This is a genomic window from Pandoraea communis (assembly GCF_902459745.1).
GTDB lineage: Bacteria > Pseudomonadota > Gammaproteobacteria > Burkholderiales > Burkholderiaceae > Pandoraea > Pandoraea communis.
This window is the reverse complement of record NZ_CABPSJ010000001.1, coordinates 647,466-667,762: the sequence shown is the minus strand read 5'-3', so window position 1 is coordinate 667,762 and position 20,297 is coordinate 647,466. Positions and strand designations below refer to the sequence as shown.

Sequence of the window (20,297 nt, the reverse complement as noted above, 5' to 3'; positions counted from 1 at the left end):
GGCGGGTGACGGTCGGCTTGGTAACAAGGGGGAGCATTGATCGCACGACAATGCGACGAATACCGCATGAAATGACCTCCCGAGGATAGGCTGAATGTGAGTGTGGCTGGACTGGCCCAATGCCGATCCTGCCATGGAGAAGACTGCCATCGGTTGACATGGCGTGTTTGCGCTTCGGCTGCGTGCGTTATCGATTCCGTCGCATCGCAGCAAGGTGGCGACGGAATCCACGCCATATCAGGTGGGAGGGGCGGCATCGTTGTTCGGCACCGAATCGGCTCTGTCGCTCGACTCGGATTCGGGGGGAGGCAACGGCTCGGGATGTGAGGGGGCCGAGCCCTCGCCGCCAAACGTATTTCCGAGCCTTGCCGGGCTGCCGTAAGTGCTTAGGCTGGATATGCTGCGCTGGCGAGCGCCGAAGATGCGAGAGCCGAATGGCCGGGTGACCGACACCGTGAAGGGCTGACCGCTTTGGTGCCCGATGTCCGCGAAGGCCTCGTCCAGCGTTCGCATGACGTCGCTTTCGTCGCGCGCACGGGAGAATTCGATGGCTTTAGTCGTACTCCATGGGTCGAGCAGAATCGTCGTTCCCCTGTTCATGTAGATGAAGCCGCTGAACGTCGCGCCGCTGATGCCGTCGCGGTGATTGAAGACGGGGGGCTGAGGCGTCGCAAGATCGAGCAGTGTGGTGAGATCGTGCGTCTCGCTATAGAGCACGAGCACGTGTGGCGAGCGGCGCTGCGGGGTGATGTTGATGATGCGAATCCGGTCTTCCGATACCCCATTCTGCAACAACTGATGGAAGAGGATTTCCGCGTTCTCGTGGCAAAAAGCCTCTGCGTGGTGGTTCCAGTAGTAGTACCCGGTCGTGACTTCTGCCGCTTGCCGTTGTTGCGTCACCAGCGGTGCGTAACGATCAATATGTTCCATCGCTTTGCGCAACGCCGCGCGGTGGGTCATGATCGAATTGTCCCCGGTACCCCTCGTGTCGGGACGGTTCGTTCGGAGTAGATGCATATGAGCCAGTTCCTCCATGCCATGCAGAATCGCCAACTGCATTTTCTCGTCGTGAAGGTGGCTGACTGCCGCTTCGATTTCCGAATATCGCCCGTCGATGCTATCCGTCGACAGGCCTTTGCTCTGGCCGCAACCTCCTCCGCACAGGCGAAGGGGGGCGTGCGCCTGCCATTGTCCGCTTGCCCTGTCGAATGTCACGGGAACCTGCGCCTTGTCGCGTCTCGGCGCGTCGATCAACCAATGATCGTCGCTGCGCCCGCGCACCGCGTGGTAGTAGCCAGCGTCGCCGCCGATGTAGCGTTCGCCTTTTATCAACAGCAGGCGCGGGCGCTCGCCTGAGGGCAATTGCTCATCGGTGAACACTTCTTCATAACCGCGCAGGTGCTCAGCCTCGCCCTCGATGTGCAATGGCGTTGCGGGCGCAGGAGGGGCGTTGTCCGTTTGCTCGGAGGCAAGGAAGAAATGGTCGGCATCGATCGCATCGATCGCATCGATCGCATCGACCTCATCTCTGCTCGGTTCGGCCTCGTTCTCGGGGGAGAGCTTTCGTCGAGCGGCCATGTGTGCGCGAGGTATCGGATGAAGTCCGCGATTGAGGGGGCCAACTGGCTCGACGGGTAATTCGCTTCGCATCGGGTGCTGTACCCGGCGTCTCGCGTGCGGGGGCATGTGCGAGCCGAATGCGCGTGGGTCCCCGTTTTGCATCAGGCCGGAAATCGTCTCACTGGTTGGCAACTTGCCGTCGAGGCCGTCCGCGACCACGCCGGCAAGTTCGCCGGGCAGTCGCGCGAGTTGCACTTCGGGGATGAACCCCGTAGCGATATCAACGACCTCGCCGCTTACCGTGAGTCCTTGACGGACACTCGTTGCCATCTCGTGCTCGCGAAGGATCTCGATGGCGTCGCCGACCGACTCGCCCAGACGGCGAAACGGCTCGCGTGCCGAACTCACTGAGCGCAGTATCTCGGGAAACGTGTATTCGGATTTGAATACCGAGTGTTCCATGCGGCGTACCACAACGGAGGGGTCGATTGCGACGCCGCCGTCGGGCGCATGATCCGACGGATGGCGGGCGAGATAGCCATCGGCAGGGGGCTCGGTATCGGGCGGGGTGCCGCCGATGGGGCGATTCGGGAGCGCTGAGGCTGCAGGCGTTGCGAGATGGGTTATCAGCATCATCGCAAGAGCCGCGCGCCAGACGGCGGCGGGTTGTTGCGGCGCATCGTCGCAACAACGTGATGTCGTTTCACGCAGACCTGCAGATGCCCGTGTGCATCGTGCCCCGAGAAACGTGGTGGTGAAATGCTCGCGAGCCGAAGGTGAATGACGGCGACGTGATGCTTCGAGACGGTCTGATGCGCAGTGACGAGTGCGCCGGGCCGCGGGGGGGAGGTCGTAGTGAGGCGTGATAAGGATAGCGCGTTGATTCGAAACCGATGACATGGCAACTCCTCTCCTGGAAGGGCTGCCGTAGTACGTGTCGTTAGCGACGCGTGCGCTATCGGCAGTCCGGGAGAGACGATGGCATATCGTGCGCCCGCCGGGCTTGTGCTTCGACGGAGCGCGTTGTCGGTTTTGTGGTGCCCGGCTGCCAGGCCGGCACCGCGCACGCTTGCGCGTGCGGGAGTGCGGTGAGGGGGACGCGTTCAGCCGGCAAGCCGGCGGCGGGTGTCGTCGTATTCCTGCTTCAATTGCGTGACGATGCCGGCCACCGGGCGAACGTCGTCCATCAGGCCCACACCCTGACCGGCGCCCCAGATGTCCTTCCACGCCTTCGCCTTCGAGAAGTTCATGGCGGTCTTGTCGGCCGTGGGCAGGTCGTCCGGATCGAGACCGGCGTTCAGGATGCTTTGGCGGATGTAGTTGCCCGACACGCCGGTGAACAGGTTCGTATAGACGATGTCGTTGGCACTCGCGTCAACGATGGCCTGCTTGTAGTCGTCGCTCGCATTCGCTTCGGTGGAGGCGATGAAGCGCGTGCCGATATAGGCGAGATCGGCGCCCATCGCCTGGGCTGCGAGAATCGAGCCGCCGTTGGCAATTGCGCCGGAGAGCACGAGGGGACCGTCGAAAATCTTGCGCACCTCGCCGACCAGCGCGAACGGCGAGAGCGTGCCCGCGTGTCCGCCTGCGCCGGCCGCGACGAGAATCAGTCCGTCCACCCCGGCTTCGAGCGCCTTGTTCGCGTGACGCAGATTGATCACGTCATGCAGCACGATGCCGCCGTAGCTGTGCACCGCGTCGAGTACTTCTTTGGGGGGGGCACGCAGGCTGGTGATGAAGATCGGCACGCGATGCTCCACGCACACGCGCACATCGTGTTCGAGCCGTTGATTCGACTGATGCACGATCTGATTGACGGCGAGCGGGCCGACGACCGCGTCCGGATTCGCCGCCTTGTACGACGCGAGTTCCTCGGTCATGCGAGAGAGCCAGTCCTCGAGAATCTTCGGCTCGCGCGCGTTGAGCGCGGGGAACGAGCCGACGATACCGGCCTTGCACTGCGCGAGTACCAGTTCCGGGTAGCTCACGATGAACATCGGCGACGCCACCACGGGCAGCGCCAGGTTTTGCAGAATCTTGGGAAGTGCCATGAAGTCTCCTTGAGCAGGACGTTCGGCGCCCGGCACGCATTGCGTCGGCGCGCAATTTATCGTGGTCCATTTTCGCGAACGATCGTTCGATTATAGGGGGATTCGCCCGTCGCCCGGTGAGCGGGCACTTGAAGAAGTCTTCGGTTCCGACGCACCGAATGTCCCCGTATCAGGGAAAGTCCCCTTGGGGGGCGTGCAGACGGCGTCTAGGATGAAAGCGCGTGCCAGGCGACGTCAGTTTCACGATGGCGCAGGACGAGCGCAGCGTTAGCGACCGCGGCGCTCGTCCGGCACGTCACGTCCTCAAACGCCGCTTGCCGTGACTGGCAAGTGGCGTTGTTTTTTTGGACGACGCGGTGACGCTCACGCGGCGTACAACGTATCCGTCGCGCTGTCGTGGCGCAGCGCGCCAGCCTTTGCCAGCTCCGCGACGAGCGTGTCTAGCAGATCGGGCCAGCCCGACGGCGGCGTGAGCATCGCTGCCGCACTGCGCCACGCGCGCGCGGTGTCGAGCGTGGCCTTGAGCGTAGCGCCTGCCATCTCAGTCTCGGCCATCAGACGAAAGACGATCAGCACCTTGAGCGCGTTGCGGGCGTTACGTGCGGGGTCGCTTTGCAGATAGTCGAGGCGCGCACGTGCGGCCGCCAGTGCGCTGTCGATATCGTCGAACGGCCTGCCGTGTCCGGGAATGACCCGCGAGACATCGAGTTGCCCGATGAGATCGAGCACGGCGGCTTGCTCGGCGAATCCCGATTCGCCGTCGAGTTCGGGGAAGATCACACCGAAACCGCGTTCCCACAGCGCGTCGCCGGAGATCAGGATGCCGTCGGTGGCGTTATAGAGCATCAATGCGTGCGGGTCGTGACCCGGGGCGCCGAGCACCAGCCATTCGTGCTCACCCAGCGTCATGGTATCGCCGGGCGAGAGCGTGTCGTCGAAGGAGAAGCGCGCGCATTGCTGCCCCGTCGCCTCGAACGACAGACGTCGCTCGTCCCAATGGCGGACCGGGTCGGCTTCTGCGGCCGGCACCCATGTACGGCAGCCATAGCGGGCCTGTAGTGCGGCGTTGCCGCCGCAATGATCGGAGTGCAGATGCGTGTTGACGAGCCGCGCGAGCGGCTGACCGTCCGGCAGCGCTTGCGCGACGAGCGCCAGCGTTTGTTCCGAGTGCGAAACGTAGCCGCTGTCGATCAGTGTGGGTTCGTCGCCGAGGAACAGGACATTGTTCGATGAGAGCCAGCCGCGCTCGAACACGCGCAGCCCGGCAGGAAGGGCAAGCGAGGTCATGGGCGTATCTCGTGAAGGGGGGGGGCACGGGCAATGCGCGGCGTTTCAGGCCGGTTTGGCGCACACGAGGATCTTGGCCGTGGCCGCAATCACTGTCTCGCCGTGTTGGTTGACGGCCTCGCCGTCGAGCGAAACGATGTCGCCCGCGAGCTTCTCTTTCCACAGACTGTCCGTGACCGTCCAGCGCACGGTGATGTCGTCGCCCGCGTGCACGGCGCGGCGCAGCTTCATGTCGAATTCGAGCCCGAGCGGCTGGGCCGTCTTCGCGTAGTGCGTGGCGAGCAGCGCGGCCAGATACGACATCTGCTGCGTGCCGGACGAAATCAAGCCGCCGAAACGCGGATCGGCAGTGGCGTAGTCGGCGTCGTGGTGCAGCGGATTGAAGTCGTGCGCCAGCGTGGAGAATTCGCGGATCGAGTCAGGTGAGAAGTGATGGGTGGCGGCGAACGTCTCGCCGACTTCAACGATTTTTCCCATATGCGGTCACGAAAGAGTAGGGGGCGGAGGCACTTCAGGCGTTGCCCGTGTCAGGGTCGCGAATGACGATGCGGCGGTACTGTACTGGCGGCTCCTCGTGCTCGGCGCGCCGGGCGGGCAGCAACGACCAGATGCGGCGCTTGTCGTCGTCGGCCATGGTCGACCAGGCGGCGATTTCGCTGAGCGTGCGCCAGCAGCCCGAGCACCAGCCGGTCGCCGGATTCATGCGGCAGATGTTGGTGCAGGGAGACGGAACGGGGGACGCGTGTGTCGTCATGATAGCCATCGGGCGGCGCAGGGCGGCGTGTAGTTCAAATGGACAGGCCCAACTTGGCAGCCTTCTCTTGCAGCTTGCCGTGGAAACGTTCCTGATCGACGATGACGCGCTCGTGCGTGCCGGCGCTCACTTTGTCCAGACCGTCCCAGGCAACGACCTCGAAGCGCAGCGTGCGGCCCGAGACGTCCACGAGCTTGCCCTGAATGCGCAGCGTGTCGCCCGCCGGCGTGGCAGCCAGATGCGAGAAAGAAACGAGCGTGCCGAGCGACTGCTCGCGCGGCCAGTCCAGATAGGGGCGAATCGCTTGCAGACAGGCGCATTCGAGAATGCCCGCGAGATAGCCGGTGGCCAGCACGGCGGGCATATCGCGGCACAGTTCGACATCGTCGTACAGCTCGGGGACCACGGCCTTTTTCGGCACGCGATAAGTCCACTCGAACGTCAGGCCCGGCACAAGTTCGGGGCTCGGCATGGCACGCCTCCTTGAGGTTGTTCTTGGGTACGACGGTCAACCTTGCCGACGCAGTCACGCTGGCGGTGCTTCAGCCACGCAGCGCCACATCGACGACGGGCGCGCCCGTCATGGCAACGAGTTGCTGCGGTGTGAGGTTGAACACGGCATGCGGGTGCCCGGCAGCCGCCCACAGGCTCGCGAGCTTGAGCAGGTCTTCGTCGATCAGCGTGACCGGCGAGACGACATGCCCGATCGGGCTCACGCCCCCAATCGAATAGCCCGTCTTTTCCTTGACGAAGCGAGCATCGGCGCGGGCAAGTTCACCGACTTGCGCGGCAACCTTTTTCTCGTCGACGCGATTGACGCCGCTCGCAATGATGAGCACCGGTGCGTCGTCGGCCACACGGCGGAAGATGATCGATTTCGCAATCTGCGCCACTTCGCAACCGAGTCCGGCGGCGGCCTCGGCCGACGTTTTGCCGGTGGCCGGCAGCAACACGATCGGCTGATCGTGGCCCATGCCGGAGAGCAGCCGTGCAACGTGCCGCGCGCCTTCGGGAAGATCCTGCGCGTTCGCGGGTTCGGGTGTCTGGGGTGTCTCACTCATGGTCGGGCCGATGTCCTCGATTCACATGGGGGCGCAGGCGTTGTCCTGCGCGGTGTCAGGCGCAGGCGGGCGCGGCGTCTTGCAGCTTCGCGAGCATGGCGCGTCCCACGCGCGACGCGTTCGGGCGGCCGATGGCCTGCGAAATGAAGTCGCCGGTGCGCACCACGGCCTCGAGATCGACGCCGGTCTCGATACCGAGGCCCTGCAACAGGTACAGCACGTCTTCCGTCGCCACGTTGCCGGTCGCTCCCTTGGCGTATGGACAACCGCCCAGACCGGCGACAGACGAATGGAAAATCGTGATGCCCGAAAGCAACGCCGCGTAGATGTTGGCCGTCGCCTGTCCATAGGTATCGTGGAAGTGACCGGACAGGCGCTCGATCGGGAACACCTTTGCGCAGGCTTCCATGACGTCGCGGGTGCGCGAGGGCGTGCCCACTCCGATGGTGTCGGCGATGTCGATCTCGTCGCAACCGAGGGCGGCGAGCCGCTGCACGACGTCGACCACGCTGGCGACCGGGACGTCGCCCTGATACGGGCAACCGAGGGCGCACGAGATGCTGCCTCGCAGGCGCAGACCGGCGTCTTTCGCCGCGCGTGCCACGGGTTCGAAGCGCGTGATGCTCTCTTCGATGGAGCAGTTGATATTGCGCTGCGAGAACGCTTCGCTCGCGGCGCCGAAGATCACGACTTCATCCGCCTTGGCGGCCACTGCGGCCTCGAAGCCGCGCATGTTCGGTGTGAGCACCGAGTAGATCGTGCCGGGGCGGCGCGTAATGCCGGCCATGACCTCGGCGCCGTCGGCCATCTGCGGCACCCACTTGGGGGAGACGAACGACGCCGTCTCGACATTGGCGAAACCGGCGGCCGACAGACGATCGACCAGCGCAATCTTGATGTCGGTCGGTACCGGCTGCTTCTCATTCTGAAGGCCGTCGCGCGGGCCGACTTCGACGACTTTCACGTGTTGCGGCAGTTGGGGCGTCACCATGAGTTGTCTCCTCTTAGGGGTGCAGGCGCGGGATCTGACGGGCGGCGGTTCAGTATCCGCGCGCCAGATCGACGATGCCGGTAATGGCTTCGCCGCGCTCGAGGGCGGCGATCTTGCCCGCGATCTGCGCGACCGTCTCGTCGCGCAGCGTCAGGGCCGAAATATGCGGTGTGACGGTGACGCGCGGCGCACGCCAGAACGGGTGGTCGGCGGGCAGCGGTTCCGTGCGGAACACGTCGAGCGTGGCGCCCGCGATCTGACCGCTTTCGAGCGCGGCCAGCAGGTCGCCTTCAACCAGATGGGCGCCGCGTGCCACGTTGATCAGATACGCGCCCTGCGCCAGTTTCGCGAATAGATCCGCGTTAAGGACATCGACCGTTTCCGGTGTGAGCGGCAGCAAGTTCACGAGAATGCGCGCACCGGACACGCAGGCGTCGAAGCCGGCACTGCCGTGGTGCAACTCGACGCCGCTGCCAGACGCGTCCTCGCTGCGCTGGCCGCGGCTCCACGCGCGAACCGGAAAGCCGAACGCCTTCAACATCCTGGCGACGTGTGCGCCGAGCGTGCCGTAGCCGAGCACGGTGACGGGAAAGTCAGCGAGACGGTTCGGCTTCTGAAACTTCCATTGCCCTTGTGTCTGCTGATCGTCGAATACATCGAGGCGGCGGAAGTAGCGCAACGCGGCGGCGCTGACGTATTGCGCCATTTGGTCGGCCATGCCGGCGTCTTCCAGACGCACGAGCGGCACGCCCGCCGGCAGGCGTTGGGCGCCTTCGCCGCGCGTGCCGAGCACGCCGTCGACCCCGGCCCCCATGTTGAAGATGGCCTTCAGGCGTTCGCGAGGTTGCAGCACTTCCGCACTCGGCTTCCAGAGCACCAGATAGTCGGCCGGGGCCGTATCGCCGGGCTGCCAACCGCGGATGCGAGCCTGTGGCAAATGCTCGGCAAGGCCGGTTTCGTACGGGGCGGTCTTGCCGTCCGGGGAAAAGATCAGGATGTCCATGAGGTGCGAGGGCAGACGCTTATAAGGAATGAGGCATGGCGACAGGGGACAGCGAGCGTGCGACATGTGCGCGCCCCAAAGGTCGCCGGGGTGTGCGCTCGACACGATAAGCCGATCCTTCCGGTGCGCGCCAGCGGCGCGGTCGCGGTGACTCGATTGACGTTAACGTCAAGTGTAACGCAGCTTGTGGCGCGCCGCGTATTGGGGCGAGGCCGGAGGTGGGGGAAAGGCGGAAGAGGGCGCGGAGCGGCTGAGAGATCCGCGCCAGTGGATGGCTTGACCCGGAACCGGTCAGTCGGTGGCGGCGGCGCGTAGCGTGACGAGGTTGATCGGCAGGTTGTGGTGGTCGTCCGCGACCCAGACGTCGCCATCCTGAATCGTGCATTGCAGGCGCATCGTACGCGAGGCCAGTGCCGTCAGCGCCTCGGCGGACACCTCATCGAGCATGCGCACGGTGAGGTTCGACAGGCGGGTGATCTGCGATTCGGTGGCTTGCCACCAGATGGCGGCCGGCTTGCCGCCGTACGCCAGAACATCCACGTGCTCTGCGCGGCCGGCGGCCTTGACGAGGCGGCGCGCGTCGGGCTGACCGACGTCGATCCACCGGACGATGTCGCCGCCGAAGTCGTGTTCCCACAGGTCGGGCTCGTCGGCCGTCGAGATGCCCTTGCCGAACGAGAGGCGCTCGCTCGCGTACAACATGAAGGCAAGCAGGCGCACCATCATGCGTTCGTCGGTTTCCGACGGATGCCGGGCCAGCGTCAGGCTATGGGACGCGTAATAGTGGCGGTCGAGGTCGGTGATTTGCACCTCGGCCTTGTAGATCGTGGCTTTGAGTGCCATGCCGGGAAACCGCAGGAATGAAGAAAGTCGCAAGCATACACCAGGCCCCGACACCCGCTCATTTGTCTGGGCCGGCTTGCTACGCCGATGACGCGCCGCAGCAAGGGGGCCGCAAGCTCGGTATACTGGCTGCCCGTCTTACCTGATGTGTCCCCATGCCGGTTCCTGCACCGCAAACGATCGACGTCAACGGCTATCCGATGGCGTACGTCGAAACTCCCGCACCTGCCGACGCCGCCGGCGCACCGCTCGTGCTGGTTCACGGCTCGCTTTGCGATTGTCGCTATTTCAAGCCGAACATGGAGCCGCTGGGGCAGCGGCGGCGAGTCATCGCGGTGAGCCTGCGCCACTACTGGCCGGAAGCCTGGAACGGCCGCGACGGCACGTTCTCCGGTGAACAGCACGCCGAGGATCTGGCCGCGTTCATTACGGCGCTCGGCGTGGGGCCGGTTCATGTGCTCGGCCATTCGCGCGGCGGTTATGTCGCGCTGCGCACGGCACTTCTGGCGCCGGACACGGTGCGCTCGCTCATCCTTGCCGATCCGGGCGTGGAAATCAGCGGTGGTCCTGTTCAGGTGTCGCTCGACAGCGAGCGGGGCAACTTCCGCCAGGCGGCGCTCGCTGCCATCGAGGCGGGCGATATCGACGGCGGTCTGGCGATCTTCATCGACGCGGTGAGCGGGCCGGACACCTGGCGTCGCATGGTGCCCTGGTTCAAGCGGATGGTGCGCGACAACGCGCTTACCTTGATCGGTCAGGTGGCAGAGCCGCGCACGCCGTTGCCGATAGATGCACTTGGCGCGTTGCATGCGCCGGTGTTGCTGATGGGCGGCGCGGAGAGCCCCGCGCCCTATCCGGAGGTGTTGAACGCGCTCGCGCACGCCATGCCGGAAGCCCGCCGCATGGTGATTCAGGACGCGTCGCATGGCATGAACCTCGCCAATCCGATTGCATTTCACCGCGCGGTGGACGCCTTCCTCGGGAACGACTAACGTCCGCAGACGCTAAACGCCCGGACAGAGGTGTCGCCCGACACCTGACGCGAGCCAGTCGTCTCGACTTCGCGTTTCACTCTCATTCGTCGCGCAACACGCCGTGACCCAGACGCAAGCTCAGCGTACGGACCAGATCGGCCATCCATGCCTGATCGCGGTCCGACAATTTCTGCATGGCGCGATTGAGCGACGGATACGGATCGCAGGGCGCGGCCGCACTCGGCCCGGTATCCGTTGCCATGCCGTGTGACGAATCGAACGCCAGCAGCTCATGCGGGGGCAGCCCCAGCGTGTCCGCCAGAATGCAGATATTGCGCAGCGAGATATTGCGTTTGCCACGCTCGACACCGCTCAGATAAGAGCGCGCCAGTCCGCTTTCCAGCGCCAGCTTGTCTTGCGCCCAGTTGTACTTCTTGCGCAAGCCGGCGAGGTGTCTGCCGAATCGAAATAAGTTGGTGTCCATAAGAATGTTTTCCTTGTTAGGGACGAGAAGATTGAAACAAAAATCCGGTATTGAGGGCGGTGCCTCGGGTATCCCCCGTTTGCGAGGCACGAACTACCTAGTCTGCGATGCGGAGTTTTTGTGAACTTTCGGAGAAGGCACAAAACGCGAGAGCTTTCCGAGGGTAGCGACGGCGCCAGTCTGCGTATCGCTGTGAAGGCATTGCCATACATCTTGTCGCACTCCCGTCAACACGAGCCGCGCAGTGTGACACCGGACATGCGAAACCACGCCATGAGGGGATTCTGAAAGGTTCCGCGTTGGGATGTCACTCGATGTCGACGCGGCGAGTGTTATGCCGCGGTGTTGCGCACGAGTTTGCGGCGGGCATCAACTTGCTGTCATGCCCGTGGTGACTGGCGTATGGGCGTTCGGCACGAAGCCGTGAGACGTTGTTCGGTGCAATGCCCGACGCTCGCTGAAGTGATCGCTTTCGATAGGGGTCTTGGTAACTCTTACTGGACGAACAATCGCGCAATGCCCCCCGCGATACTCGGGGGACTTTGCGCTATGTCCTAAGAATCAATTGCCCGGCTATCGCTCACTCTTCATCGTCGTTGGGGAAACGCCGCGATTCCTCACGCGCGATGGCATCGGATCGGTGTGCGCCAGTGGATTCACCTGAGGCGTCTGTGTCGCCGAACGACGCGCGCTCCGGCTCGCGGATGTGCGTGGCGGTATCGGCAGGCTCACCCTCGTCGTCGTCGACACGGTAGCTGTCTTCGCTCGGTGCGGCGAAGTGGTGATGTGCGGGAAAGCCGCGATCGATGACGGTGCGCTCGGAGACTCTGCTGAAGGCGGGGCTTCCCACGTCGGCATCGTCGGCCTCCTCGAGGTCTTCGTCCTCGCCGGCCAGATCGTCGCGCGCGGCGGGCGAGGCTGCGGGGGTGTTAGAACCGGCGCGCGCCCCACCGGGCGAGGCAGCATGGCTCAGACGGGCGCTGAGACTTCGGATGATTTCGGCGAGCCATACCTGATCGCGGTTTTCGAGCCGGCACAGAAAGCGGCTAATCTGAGGCACCGGTGTGTGATCGGACGGCGCGGTACCGTCCTCGGCGCCGGACGCTGCCTGAGCGAAGCGCAGCATCTCCGACGTTGGCACGCCGAGCGTATCGGCGAGCACACAGATGTTGACGAGGGCGACGTTGCGCCTGCCGCGCTCGATGCCGCTGACATACGAGCGTGCCAGACCGCTCTCGAGAGCAAGTTTCTCCTGCGACCAGCCGCGCGCCTTTCGCAGGCGGGCCAGATGGTCTCCGAACAGCGCGAGTGGATTCGTTTGCATGGCGGAACTCCGTTGACGAGTCACACAGCGTAATCAATCCCCCCGCGCCCTGCGACGTTATATCGCTCTCCTCCCCATGCGTTACAGCCGGGCCTCTATAAAGAGTCGGCGACGCTAATAGCGCAAAATTTATCGGACGCTTCCCAATTCATCGGACAACGCCGGAATCGGTTCACGCGCTTTACGGATCGGCAAATGCCAGTGCTCACCCAGTGCGACGCCCGCCAGAATCAGTGCGCCGCCCACGAGGTGATAGGCCGCGAGATGTTCGCCGAGCCCGAACGCCGCGATCAGCGCAGCGAAGATCGGTACCAGGTTGATGACGACCGTGGCGCGTCGCGGGCCGATACGTGCAACGCCGATCATCCAGATGAACGGCGCGGCGATCGAGACCAGAAGGGTGGCGAAGGCCAGTTGGGGCAGGTTGTCCATCGACACGCCCGCCTTCTGCGAGAACAGATAGAAGGGCAGCAGGACGACAACGGCACACAGGATCTGTGCGTAAAGCGATGGTAGTGGTGCGAGCGGCAATTGCCACTTGCGTAGCAGTACACAATAGATCGCATAGGCGAGCATGGCGGCAAACATCATCGCGTCGCCGATGCCGATGCCATGATCCGCCAGATGCAGCAAGGAACCGTGCCCGACCACCAACAGCACGCCGCCGATCGACAGCAAGCCACCGGCCAGCGCACCCGCAGTAAGCGCGTCGCCCAGCACAATGACGGCGAGTGTCAGCGTGGCAAGGGGCAGCAACGCGAGAATGATCCCCATGTTCGTGGCACTCGTATAGTGTGCCGCCGAGTAGGCGAGTCCTTGATAGATCGCCATGCCGAGCACACCGAGCGTTGCGTACTGCGGCAGATGCGGCAGAAACGCCCGGCGTTCGCGCCACAGTGCCGGCAAGGCGAACGGCGTGAGCAGCAGCCACGCGGCGAACCAGCGCAGGAAGGCGATCTCGGCGGGGAAGATGTGACCGACAGCGAGCTTGTTGACGATCACGTTGGCTGACCAGATCAGTACGGCAGCCAGCGGCAGGATGAAATTGACCATGTGTCTGAGTCAGGTGCCGGCGGGCCGGCCAATCGGAAAAAGCGGTGCGGGAATCCAGGCGCGGGGCCGGGCGATACCGCTCACGGGGCGTCGCGTCGACGCACACGACGTTGCGAATTGTCCGCCCGAAAGCGGCGAGTGACATAGTGAATTTAAGACAAACGATAAGGCATTTCGGACGCGACGTCGCTGCCTGGCGATGCTCGCTGGTTAGACCGGTTCGACCAATATTGGCTAGCTGTCCTAAGCCGCGGGTAGAATGAAGCCATTCCGGGGGGGCGAGACGTAGGTCGCGTACGCGACACGCCGTGCCCGGCCCACGATGCGCAGGCATCGTGCGCGTTTCGTGATACGTGATCGGAGCTGCATGGTGAGAGTGAGTCAGCAAGACCGCTCGGCGCGCGCCGACGATTCGGAGCAACGGCGCACTGCGTCGTCCCTCTCCGCTAACGGCTCGGCCGTCGCGGGGAAGGGCAAGCGCTTCGTGCGACGTATCTATCGTCTGCGAACGATTGGCCTGGGCATCGGATTTTTCTGCGTTGCCGGCGTCTTCTATCGGCACGAGCCGTCCACCCCGCTCTGGCTATGGGCGTTGCTGATCTTCAACGGGTTTATCTGGCCGCATCTGGCTTGTGTGCTGGCGCTGTCGCGACCGGTTCCGTATCGCGCCGAGCGTGCCAATCTGTTGATCGATGCCGCATTCGGGGGCTTTTGGGTTGCCGCGATGCAATTCAATTTGTTACCGAGCGTGGTGATACTGACGATGATGTCGATGGACAACATCGGTGCCGGAGGCATCCGGCTGTTTCTTCAGGGGGTGCTCGCGAATGTGGCCGGGTTGCTGATCGGCATCGCCGCGCTCGGCTTCGTATGGGCCCCGGCGTCCGACACGTTCAATGTCGTCACCAGCTTGCCGATGTTGATTCTGTATCCCATTGCCTTGGGGAAGGTGACGTACGACCTCGCGCAGAAGCTGGCACAGCGCTCGCGCGAGATGGAGTACCTGTCACGGCACGACGGACTGACAGGGTTGCTTAACCGCCGCGCGTGGGAGCAACGGCTGGCCGAGATTCACGCCCACTGCGTGCTCACGGGAGAACCGGCATGTCTGGTGCTGATGGATCTGGACCACTTCAAGCGAATCAACGATACGTTGGGCCATGCCGCGGGCGACATGGCGTTGCGGCGCTTTGCCGGACTGCTGCGTCAACGTCTGCGTGAGATCGATGCCGTTGGCCGCTACGGCGGAGAGGAGTTCGGCGCGGTGTTAGTGAACACCGGTGACGTGTCGGGGCAGGATCTGATGTACCGCCTGCTTGCCGATCTGCGTGCCCGGGTCGCACAGGCCGAGGCGCAGATCCAGATGCAGACTACGCAGGCTTTATCGTTGGCCGAGTGCACGGTGAGTATTGGGCTGGTGCCGTTTTCCACGACCTTCGATACGCCGCAATCCTGGCTTCAGCACGCCGATCGCGCGCTGTATCGGGCGAAACGCGGGGGACGCGACGGCATGGTTGTCCTCGATGCGGAGGGCGCAGTCAGGACGGCGCGCGAAGTCGGGTGTGGCGATGACACCGGCACGGGCGCCACCGCCGACTCACGCTAATCAGCGCCTGCAAAGGCGGTTAAGCGCCCCGCGCAGGGCGGCGGGCAGCGCGGCGGCGAAGCCGAACGGACGTGCCAGCGTAGCCAGTCCCTCGCCGTTGAGCACGCGGGCGCCTTCCAGATGCGTGGACAGCAAGCAGAAATCTTCCCGATTCATCCCCACGCGTTGACACGCTTTATCAAGCTGTTTCAGATCGTTCGGGTGCAGGGTGATCGTCAGGGTGATGCGCTCTGGGTCGGTGTTCATGTCTGTCAATCTTCTCATTTTTAAAACATAGGGCATGTCGCGCGGATAGCGCGTATGCCGATCGCCCGCGCGATAGTGCGGGCGATCGCGATCCGACGATTTGTGATCGGGTCAATGTGACGAGCGCGTCAAACGGACGGAAAGACGCCATCGTGGCGCCGATGTCCGTTCTGGCGGTGTCTGCGATACCTGACCGGGGCGTCGGGTTGTCTTGTACAACGTCTGGGCAATACGAGGCTGTGGGCGAGCAACTCGCCGCCTGGAGCGCGGGCGGCGATAAGGCTCTGACGCGTGGGAGCGATGCCTCGTAACAGCAGGGAGGGATGACTCTCCATCCGGCCACGGCATAGGCGCCGGAAACAGCATGAGTACTGCGAACTGCAACTGCGGGTACGGCTTGAATTCACGACGAGCACTGCTGTTGCCGGATGTCGGCAACGGGTGGTGCGGTGATGCGAGACTTTCTGTACTGCAGGACTGCGGGCGACGCCGATTTACGCGGCGTCCTTGAACTGAATGCGTGGGCAGGGCGTATGGCGATGGCTACGGCGGAATCGCAACACGCGCTCGACGTGAGTCGCGGCTGCCGTGCGTGCCGCGCGACGATACAACTGCATCACACGCGCTGCCGAGACCGTCACGGCGAGGGTTGCAAACATCAACCAACTGACGAAAACCACGACACTTCTCCCTGGTGACTGCAGCCTCTGAAAAACCGGCGCGCGTCGAATTCAAAGGGAAATCCAAAGAGCGGGTTATCACTGGTTGCGATCGCAACGAACTTCAATGAGGACGAATTCTAAATAGTTTCCCGAATAGGGTAAACCCTTAAAATATAAATAATGTATTTTTTTGGACGAATAAGTCAAAAAAGTCCAAACATTCGTTTGAATTTAAGATCGCTGAATTCATTGGAAAGATCGGCCCAAACCCGCAGGCGTCAACGTGCTCGGGCCGATGGCGACGCGATGGATCAGAAGCTGTGCTTCAGGCCCATGCCGACCAGCAATTGCGTGCGTGCACCTGCGTCCAGGCCGTACGAACCGACCGAGGCGTTGGCTTCCACAACGCGGCCGTGATCCAGTGTCTTGCCGACGGCTTGCTGGTAGCCACCGATCACGTAGGTCGAGGTGCGTTTGGACAGCGCATATGTCACGCCGGCGTTGAACTGGTTGTAATGGGCGCCGACATTGCGACCGCCGCGCAAGCGGGTATAGCTGTAGCCGATACCCGTGTTGATCGCCGGCGTGAGCGCGTAAGTTGCGAAGGCGTTCACCGTGTCGAATTTCGCCGTGCCGGTGAAATTCGACAGCCCATCGCTCGCGTACTGTGCGTTCGAGAATGACAGTCCCAGAATCGCCGGGCCGATGGCGTATTTCGCGCCGACGCGTGCAATGCGCACTTTGCTCGCCGTACGGAAGCCGCTGTTGATCGGTGAGTTGAACAGCGAGCCTGCGCTGCTGGTCCAGTCGCGATAACCAAAGTCGGAACGCGTGAAGTTGCTCACTTGCCGGCTTCCACCATCTGCGAAGAAGTAGCCTGCGCCGAGCGATAGCGGACCATTGCTGTAGGCACCCGCGAAGCCATACGTGCGACCCGCGCCTTCCTTGCCGGCCACGTTGCCCGTGGCGTACATGCCTTCGAATTGCAGGCCGCCGAAGTTCGGCGTGGCGTAGCGGATCGAATTGTTGACGCGTGCGCCGTTGTCGTAATTGTCGACGTCGCCAGGCGTGGCGAAGAAGCCGCCGAAGTAACCGTCGGCAGTCGTGCCCTGCACGAGGTTGACCACCGGGTCGTACTGGCGGCCGATGGTGACTTCACCCCATTGGGTGCTCGTCAGACCGACGATGGCCTTGCGTCCGAACGCGCGGCCGCCGTTGCCCATCTCGCCATTGACCGCGTTGAATCCACTCTCCAACTGGAACAGTGCGGAAAGCCCCTGACCCAGCGGCTCCGTGCCGCGCAACCCCCAGCGGCTGCCGGAGAGAATGTTGCTCGTGATCATCGAGCGGGATTGCGGACCGCTGACAGTGTTCGTGTGGTTCGCGTGCACGAAGCCAGAATCGATCGTGCCGTAGAGTGTGACGTTGCTCTGTGCGCTGACACTGGCGGGCAGCGACAGCAGCGTAAGGGTTGCAGCCAGCGCGAGGGCGCGCAGACCAGTGGGCGTATGTGGGTGTTGAGTCATGGTGTCGAGCGCCTTGCTGCGCATGGTTGAAATCGACACCGAGAATATTTCCTAACACCTGTTCGGATTCCTTATGAAAATTCCGAATGAACGAAAATCCCCATGGCAGCGGCCGCTTCTCTGGGCCGCTGCCGAAGTTTCTAGGAACCCTCCTCAACATTTGCCGCTGAATAACGCAGTAAGCGGTAGCGCGAAAACCTCCCCGCTACGGGTATCAGGATTTGGCCTTCGGCAGGCCGGCGCGACGCAGCGCCACGCGCGACAGCGCGGCCCAATCGAGCTGGCCTTCGTCGTGGGCGAGACTGTCCAGATGGTTGTCGCGCAGCACGGTGCCGAACGGCATCGGCACGTTCGCAGCCTCGCCCGCAAGCAATGCAAGGCGAACATCCTTGGCACCGAGCGCGAGCTTGAAGCCGGCCGGCTCGAAGACCTCCTTCGCAATCGCTGCACCGTAACCCGTATAAGCCGGCGTGGCGAAGATCGTGGTGGTCACCATGTCGAGGAAGTCGGCACTGGTCACGCCGTGCCCTTGCGCGAGCGCAGCCGCTTCACTCATCGATTCGATGGCGCTGGCGATCATGAAATTCGCGGCGAGCTTCACGACGTTGGCCCGCTCGGGCGAATCGCCGAAGCGCCAGGTGCGTTGGCCGAGCACGTCGAAGACCGGTTGAACGGTGTCGATGACGCTCGTGTCGCCCGCCACCAGGATGTTGAGCTTGCCTGCCTCTGCGACAGTCACACGCCCCAGCACCGGGGCTGCGAGATAGCGCAGGCCGAGCGACTCGCATCGCGCCACCATCTCCCGGGCGAAAGCGAGCGAGACGGTCGCCATGTTCACGACGATGGCGCCACGCGGCAGCGCGGCAAGCGCACCGCCGTCGGCACCTTCGCACAGCACGGCGCGCGACGTGTCGTCGTCGGCCAGCATGGCGATGAGGACGTCCGCCCCGCGAGCGGCATCGGCCGGGGTGGTGCCAGGCGTGGCGCCGGCGGAGGTCAGTGCGTCGACGGGGCCGCGCGAGCGGTTCCACACACGGAGTGCGAATCCCGCCTTGAGTAGATTGCGGGCCATGGGCGCGCCCATCGTGCCGAGTCCGAGAAATCCGATATTCATGTGGTCTCCCGATGCCAGGAATGTAGGTACAGCGCGGAGGAAGCGGGCAAAGGACGAGGGCCGCCAGATAAGTGCGCCACGTGCCGGTGCCGACCGCGTTGTCCGAAAGCATGACACCGAATGCGAGTTGACGCATAGGAGACATGCCGCCGAGCTGCCGCAGCAAATGCAGCAAATGCGTCCCGAGCGGTGCACGGATTGGCACAGGTAAGATGCACGTGATGCCATCCGTCGCCGGGCGCGCCCGTTCCCGCCATCGCCATGACCTTCCGCAACAACTGGCCGAGTTTCAAGAAGCTGCCATACCCGGTGTACTTCCGGTACGACGAGTTCGACGCGCAGACGGCGTGGGTGCCGCATCGTCACGACTGGGGCACGCTCAACTATGTGGCGAACGGCGTGATGCAGTTGGAGATCGAAGGCGCCCGGTTCTTGTCGCCGCCGCAATATGCCGTGTGGATTCCGCCGAAAGCCGCGCACGCGAGCTTCAACGCGAACGCCGTGATCTACCGGTCGGTGTATATCGACGCCTCACTCGCCGGAGGGCTTCCGTCGAGCGCAGCGACACTGCGTATCAGCGGCCTGCTACGGGCCATCCTGTCCGATTTCGCCGAGCGTGGTGTGGCGTGTCCGCGCACCGAGGCCGACCGCCGTCTCGCGCGCGTGCTCATCGATCAGTTGGCGCTCGCTCCGGCCGAACCGCGTTTCCTGCCGCAGGCGAGGTCACTGTCGCTGGTCCGTGTACTGGACGCATTGCAACGCGAGCCCGGCGATAACCGCACGCTCGACGCGTGGGCCGAGACCGTCTCCATGACGCCGCGCACGCTGGCGCGCCATTGCTGCGCGGAGTTGGGGATGACGCTGGGGCAGTGGCGGCAGCGCATGCGTTTTCTGCGTGCCATCGAGGGGTTGGAGGCGGGGCGTACCGTCAAGTCGATTGCGTTCGATCTGGGCTACGCCACGCCCTCCGCTTTTATCGAGATGTTCACGCGCCAGTCGGGTCTGACGCCGGAACAGTTCCGGCGTCAGACGATTCTGGGCGCGGCCGAGCAAGATCCGGCGTGATGCCGGCGCGCAGCCTCACTGGCCGTTACCGCTTCCGGCATCCGTGCAGTCAACCGGCCTGCGCCTGAGGATCGTGCCAACGCGGCGTTCCCCCGTGGTTTGGGCGCGCACCCTCGAACGGCGGTTCTCGTGCTATAGACTCCCCCACTTGCTCACCCTTTTTGGAGGAACCGCCATGATCCGCTACGCAACGCTCGGTACCAACAATCTGGAAAACGCGACGGCTTTCTACAACCGTGTGCTGGCCACCCTCGATTTGCATCCCACCCCGTTCTCGCACGAAACCTTCTACGGGCGTAAAGATGCCCCCAGCGAAGAGGTGGTGTTGACGGTCACGTTGCCCTTCGACGGCGCACCGGCCACACGCGGCAACGGCAGCATGATCGCGCTGCATGCGGAATCGAAGCAGCAGGTCGACGCCGCGTATGACGCGGCAATCGCGCAAGGCGGCCAATGCGAAGGCGCTCCCGGGCCGCGTCCGGATTACCACCCGCGCATGTATGTCGCCTATTTCCGCGATCTCGATGGCAACAAGCTCGCGGTGGTGCATTTCGAACCCGTCAGCGACGCGCAATGAGGCGCCCTCAGGATGGCACTCCTTGACTGACAACCCTGACGCGCGAACACGCACCACCGGCTTCGCGCCGATCGATGACTGACGTAGTGCGATGCGCGTGCGGTCTGCGGCTGAAG

General features: G+C 63.7%; 21 protein-coding genes. 4 read left to right on the top strand and 17 right to left on the bottom strand.

Translation table 11 applies throughout. The features are described 5' to 3' along the window. Positions 1–237: 237 nt before the first annotated feature. The 10 genes from PCO31110_RS03120 to PCO31110_RS03075 all read right to left on the bottom strand — a co-directional run bounded on the left by PCO31110_RS03120 (position 238) and on the right by PCO31110_RS03075 (position 9,550). Positions 238–2,196, bottom strand: a complete 1,959-nt coding sequence (locus PCO31110_RS03120; protein WP_150689595.1) for a hypothetical protein — start codon at positions 2,194–2,196, stop codon at positions 238–240. A 467-nt stretch (positions 2,197–2,663) separates the two neighbouring features. After that, on the bottom strand, positions 2,664–3,611 hold the full coding sequence (locus tag PCO31110_RS03115) for an NAD(P)H-dependent flavin oxidoreductase (RefSeq protein ID WP_150689594.1): 948 nt from the start codon (positions 3,609–3,611) through the stop codon (positions 2,664–2,666). A gap of 363 nt (positions 3,612–3,974) precedes the next feature. Further along, positions 3,975–4,898: an MBL fold metallo-hydrolase gene (locus PCO31110_RS03110; protein ID WP_150689593.1), complete on the bottom strand. Its 924-nt coding sequence runs from the start codon at positions 4,896–4,898 to the stop codon at positions 3,975–3,977. A 45-nt stretch (positions 4,899–4,943) separates the two neighbouring features. Then, positions 4,944–5,375 carry a MaoC family dehydratase gene (locus tag PCO31110_RS03105; protein WP_010808363.1) on the bottom strand — a complete coding sequence of 144 codons (432 nt, stop codon included), beginning with the start codon at positions 5,373–5,375 and terminating at the stop codon, positions 4,944–4,946. A 34-nt stretch (positions 5,376–5,409) separates the two neighbouring features. Continuing rightward, complete coding sequence (locus PCO31110_RS03100; protein WP_051126463.1) at positions 5,410–5,652, bottom strand: DUF1289 domain-containing protein; 243 nt, start codon at positions 5,650–5,652, stop codon at positions 5,410–5,412. Between the two features lie 34 nt (positions 5,653–5,686). Continuing rightward, positions 5,687–6,124 carry a thioesterase family protein gene (locus PCO31110_RS03095; RefSeq protein ID WP_010808365.1) on the bottom strand — a complete coding sequence of 146 codons (438 nt, stop codon included), beginning with the start codon at positions 6,122–6,124 and terminating at the stop codon, positions 5,687–5,689. A 70-nt stretch (positions 6,125–6,194) separates the two neighbouring features. Then, a complete protein-coding gene (locus tag PCO31110_RS03090) occupies positions 6,195–6,713 on the bottom strand; it encodes a YbaK/EbsC family protein (RefSeq protein ID WP_010808366.1) in 519 nt (172 codons plus the stop codon). Between the two features lie 55 nt (positions 6,714–6,768). Continuing rightward, positions 6,769–7,704 carry a hydroxymethylglutaryl-CoA lyase gene (locus PCO31110_RS03085; protein ID WP_010808367.1) on the bottom strand — a complete coding sequence of 312 codons (936 nt, stop codon included), beginning with the start codon at positions 7,702–7,704 and terminating at the stop codon, positions 6,769–6,771. A 49-nt stretch (positions 7,705–7,753) separates the two neighbouring features. Next, a complete protein-coding gene (locus PCO31110_RS03080; RefSeq protein ID WP_150689905.1) occupies positions 7,754–8,707 on the bottom strand; it encodes a 2-hydroxyacid dehydrogenase in 954 nt (317 codons plus the stop codon). Positions 8,708–8,998: 291 nt separating this feature from the next. Beyond that, on the bottom strand, positions 8,999–9,550 hold the full coding sequence (locus PCO31110_RS03075) for a YaeQ family protein (RefSeq protein ID WP_150689592.1): 552 nt from the start codon (positions 9,548–9,550) through the stop codon (positions 8,999–9,001). A gap of 155 nt (positions 9,551–9,705) precedes the next feature. Between PCO31110_RS03075 and PCO31110_RS03070 the strand changes: the two genes are divergently transcribed. Continuing rightward, the gene (locus PCO31110_RS03070; protein WP_150689591.1) at positions 9,706–10,542 is read left to right on the top strand and encodes an alpha/beta fold hydrolase; all 837 of its coding nucleotides are present in this window, start codon (positions 9,706–9,708) and stop codon (positions 10,540–10,542) included. An 82-nt stretch (positions 10,543–10,624) separates the two neighbouring features. On the opposite strand, the gene PCO31110_RS03065 is transcribed toward PCO31110_RS03070, so the two are convergent. The 3 genes from PCO31110_RS03065 to PCO31110_RS03055 all read right to left on the bottom strand — a co-directional run bounded on the left by PCO31110_RS03065 (position 10,625) and on the right by PCO31110_RS03055 (position 13,385). Further along, a complete protein-coding gene (locus PCO31110_RS03065) occupies positions 10,625–11,008 on the bottom strand; it encodes a helix-turn-helix domain-containing protein (RefSeq protein ID WP_010808371.1) in 384 nt (127 codons plus the stop codon). Between the two features lie 580 nt (positions 11,009–11,588). Beyond that, positions 11,589–12,332 carry a helix-turn-helix domain-containing protein gene (locus PCO31110_RS26200; protein WP_306439139.1) on the bottom strand — a complete coding sequence of 248 codons (744 nt, stop codon included), beginning with the start codon at positions 12,330–12,332 and terminating at the stop codon, positions 11,589–11,591. Between the two features lie 129 nt (positions 12,333–12,461). Continuing rightward, positions 12,462–13,385 (bottom strand): DMT family transporter, encoded by a 924-nt coding sequence (locus PCO31110_RS03055; protein WP_150689590.1) that lies wholly within the window; start codon positions 13,383–13,385, stop codon positions 12,462–12,464. Positions 13,386–13,752: 367 nt separating this feature from the next. On the opposite strand from PCO31110_RS03055, the gene PCO31110_RS03050 reads away from it, so the two are divergent. Further along, the gene (locus tag PCO31110_RS03050; RefSeq protein ID WP_150689589.1) at positions 13,753–14,991 is read left to right on the top strand and encodes a diguanylate cyclase; all 1,239 of its coding nucleotides are present in this window, start codon (positions 13,753–13,755) and stop codon (positions 14,989–14,991) included. Here PCO31110_RS03050 and PCO31110_RS03045 read toward each other — a convergent pair whose 3' ends face one another. From PCO31110_RS03045 to PCO31110_RS03030, 4 genes are all read right to left on the bottom strand, one after another. Continuing rightward, positions 14,992–15,237 carry a hypothetical protein gene (locus PCO31110_RS03045; protein ID WP_010808375.1) on the bottom strand — a complete coding sequence of 82 codons (246 nt, stop codon included), beginning with the start codon at positions 15,235–15,237 and terminating at the stop codon, positions 14,992–14,994. Positions 15,238–15,731: 494 nt separating this feature from the next. Further along, positions 15,732–15,917 (bottom strand): hypothetical protein, encoded by a 186-nt coding sequence (locus PCO31110_RS03040; protein ID WP_010808376.1) that lies wholly within the window; start codon positions 15,915–15,917, stop codon positions 15,732–15,734. A gap of 293 nt (positions 15,918–16,210) precedes the next feature. Continuing rightward, complete coding sequence (locus tag PCO31110_RS03035; RefSeq protein ID WP_150689904.1) at positions 16,211–17,425, bottom strand: porin; 1,215 nt, start codon at positions 17,423–17,425, stop codon at positions 16,211–16,213. A gap of 214 nt (positions 17,426–17,639) precedes the next feature. Continuing rightward, positions 17,640–18,539, bottom strand: a complete 900-nt coding sequence (locus PCO31110_RS03030; RefSeq protein ID WP_150689588.1) for an NAD(P)-dependent oxidoreductase — start codon at positions 18,537–18,539, stop codon at positions 17,640–17,642. A 261-nt stretch (positions 18,540–18,800) separates the two neighbouring features. On the opposite strand from PCO31110_RS03030, the gene PCO31110_RS03025 reads away from it, so the two are divergent. Together PCO31110_RS03025 and PCO31110_RS03020 are read left to right on the top strand one after the other, a co-directional pair. After that, a complete protein-coding gene (locus PCO31110_RS03025; protein ID WP_150689587.1) occupies positions 18,801–19,604 on the top strand; it encodes an AraC family transcriptional regulator in 804 nt (267 codons plus the stop codon). Between the two features lie 175 nt (positions 19,605–19,779). Continuing rightward, positions 19,780–20,181 carry a VOC family protein gene (locus PCO31110_RS03020; RefSeq protein ID WP_150689586.1) on the top strand — a complete coding sequence of 134 codons (402 nt, stop codon included), beginning with the start codon at positions 19,780–19,782 and terminating at the stop codon, positions 20,179–20,181. The last annotated feature ends 116 nt before the right edge of the window (positions 20,182–20,297 follow it).

Bases quoted from the DNA above. Each gene is read 5' to 3' on its own strand.
- PCO31110_RS03095 (WP_010808365.1), bottom strand. From the start codon at position 6,124: ATGCCGAGCCCCGAACTTGTGCCGGGCCTGACGTTCGAGTGGACTTAT.
- PCO31110_RS03100 (WP_051126463.1), bottom strand. From the start codon at position 5,652: ATGACGACACACGCGTCCCCCGTTCCGTCTCCCTGCACCAACATCTGC.
- PCO31110_RS03110 (WP_150689593.1), bottom strand. From the start codon at position 4,898: ATGACCTCGCTTGCCCTTCCTGCCGGGCTGCGCGTGTTCGAGCGCGGC.
- PCO31110_RS03020 (WP_150689586.1), top strand. From the start codon at position 19,780: ATGATCCGCTACGCAACGCTCGGTACCAACAATCTGGAAAACGCGACG.
- PCO31110_RS03075 (WP_150689592.1), bottom strand. From the start codon at position 9,550: ATGGCACTCAAAGCCACGATCTACAAGGCCGAGGTGCAAATCACCGAC.
- PCO31110_RS03025 (WP_150689587.1), top strand. From the start codon at position 18,801: ATGACCTTCCGCAACAACTGGCCGAGTTTCAAGAAGCTGCCATACCCG.
- PCO31110_RS26200 (WP_306439139.1), bottom strand. From the start codon at position 12,332: ATGCAAACGAATCCACTCGCGCTGTTCGGAGACCATCTGGCCCGCCTG.
- PCO31110_RS03120 (WP_150689595.1), bottom strand. From the start codon at position 2,196: ATGATGCTGATAACCCATCTCGCAACGCCTGCAGCCTCAGCGCTCCCG.
- PCO31110_RS03045 (WP_010808375.1), bottom strand. From the start codon at position 15,237: ATGAACACCGACCCAGAGCGCATCACCCTGACGATCACCCTGCACCCG.
- PCO31110_RS03090 (WP_010808366.1), bottom strand. From the start codon at position 6,713: ATGAGTGAGACACCCCAGACACCCGAACCCGCGAACGCGCAGGATCTT.
- PCO31110_RS03070 (WP_150689591.1), top strand. From the start codon at position 9,706: ATGCCGGTTCCTGCACCGCAAACGATCGACGTCAACGGCTATCCGATG.
- PCO31110_RS03080 (WP_150689905.1), bottom strand. From the start codon at position 8,707: ATGGACATCCTGATCTTTTCCCCGGACGGCAAGACCGCCCCGTACGAA.
- PCO31110_RS03055 (WP_150689590.1), bottom strand. From the start codon at position 13,385: ATGGTCAATTTCATCCTGCCGCTGGCTGCCGTACTGATCTGGTCAGCC.
- PCO31110_RS03035 (WP_150689904.1), bottom strand. From the start codon at position 17,425: ATGACTCAACACCCACATACGCCCACTGGTCTGCGCGCCCTCGCGCTG.
- PCO31110_RS03065 (WP_010808371.1), bottom strand. From the start codon at position 11,008: ATGGACACCAACTTATTTCGATTCGGCAGACACCTCGCCGGCTTGCGC.
- PCO31110_RS03105 (WP_010808363.1), bottom strand. From the start codon at position 5,375: ATGGGAAAAATCGTTGAAGTCGGCGAGACGTTCGCCGCCACCCATCAC.
- PCO31110_RS03030 (WP_150689588.1), bottom strand. From the start codon at position 18,539: ATGAATATCGGATTTCTCGGACTCGGCACGATGGGCGCGCCCATGGCC.
- PCO31110_RS03050 (WP_150689589.1), top strand. From the start codon at position 13,753: ATGGTGAGAGTGAGTCAGCAAGACCGCTCGGCGCGCGCCGACGATTCG.
- PCO31110_RS03085 (WP_010808367.1), bottom strand. From the start codon at position 7,704: ATGGTGACGCCCCAACTGCCGCAACACGTGAAAGTCGTCGAAGTCGGC.
- PCO31110_RS03115 (WP_150689594.1), bottom strand. From the start codon at position 3,611: ATGGCACTTCCCAAGATTCTGCAAAACCTGGCGCTGCCCGTGGTGGCG.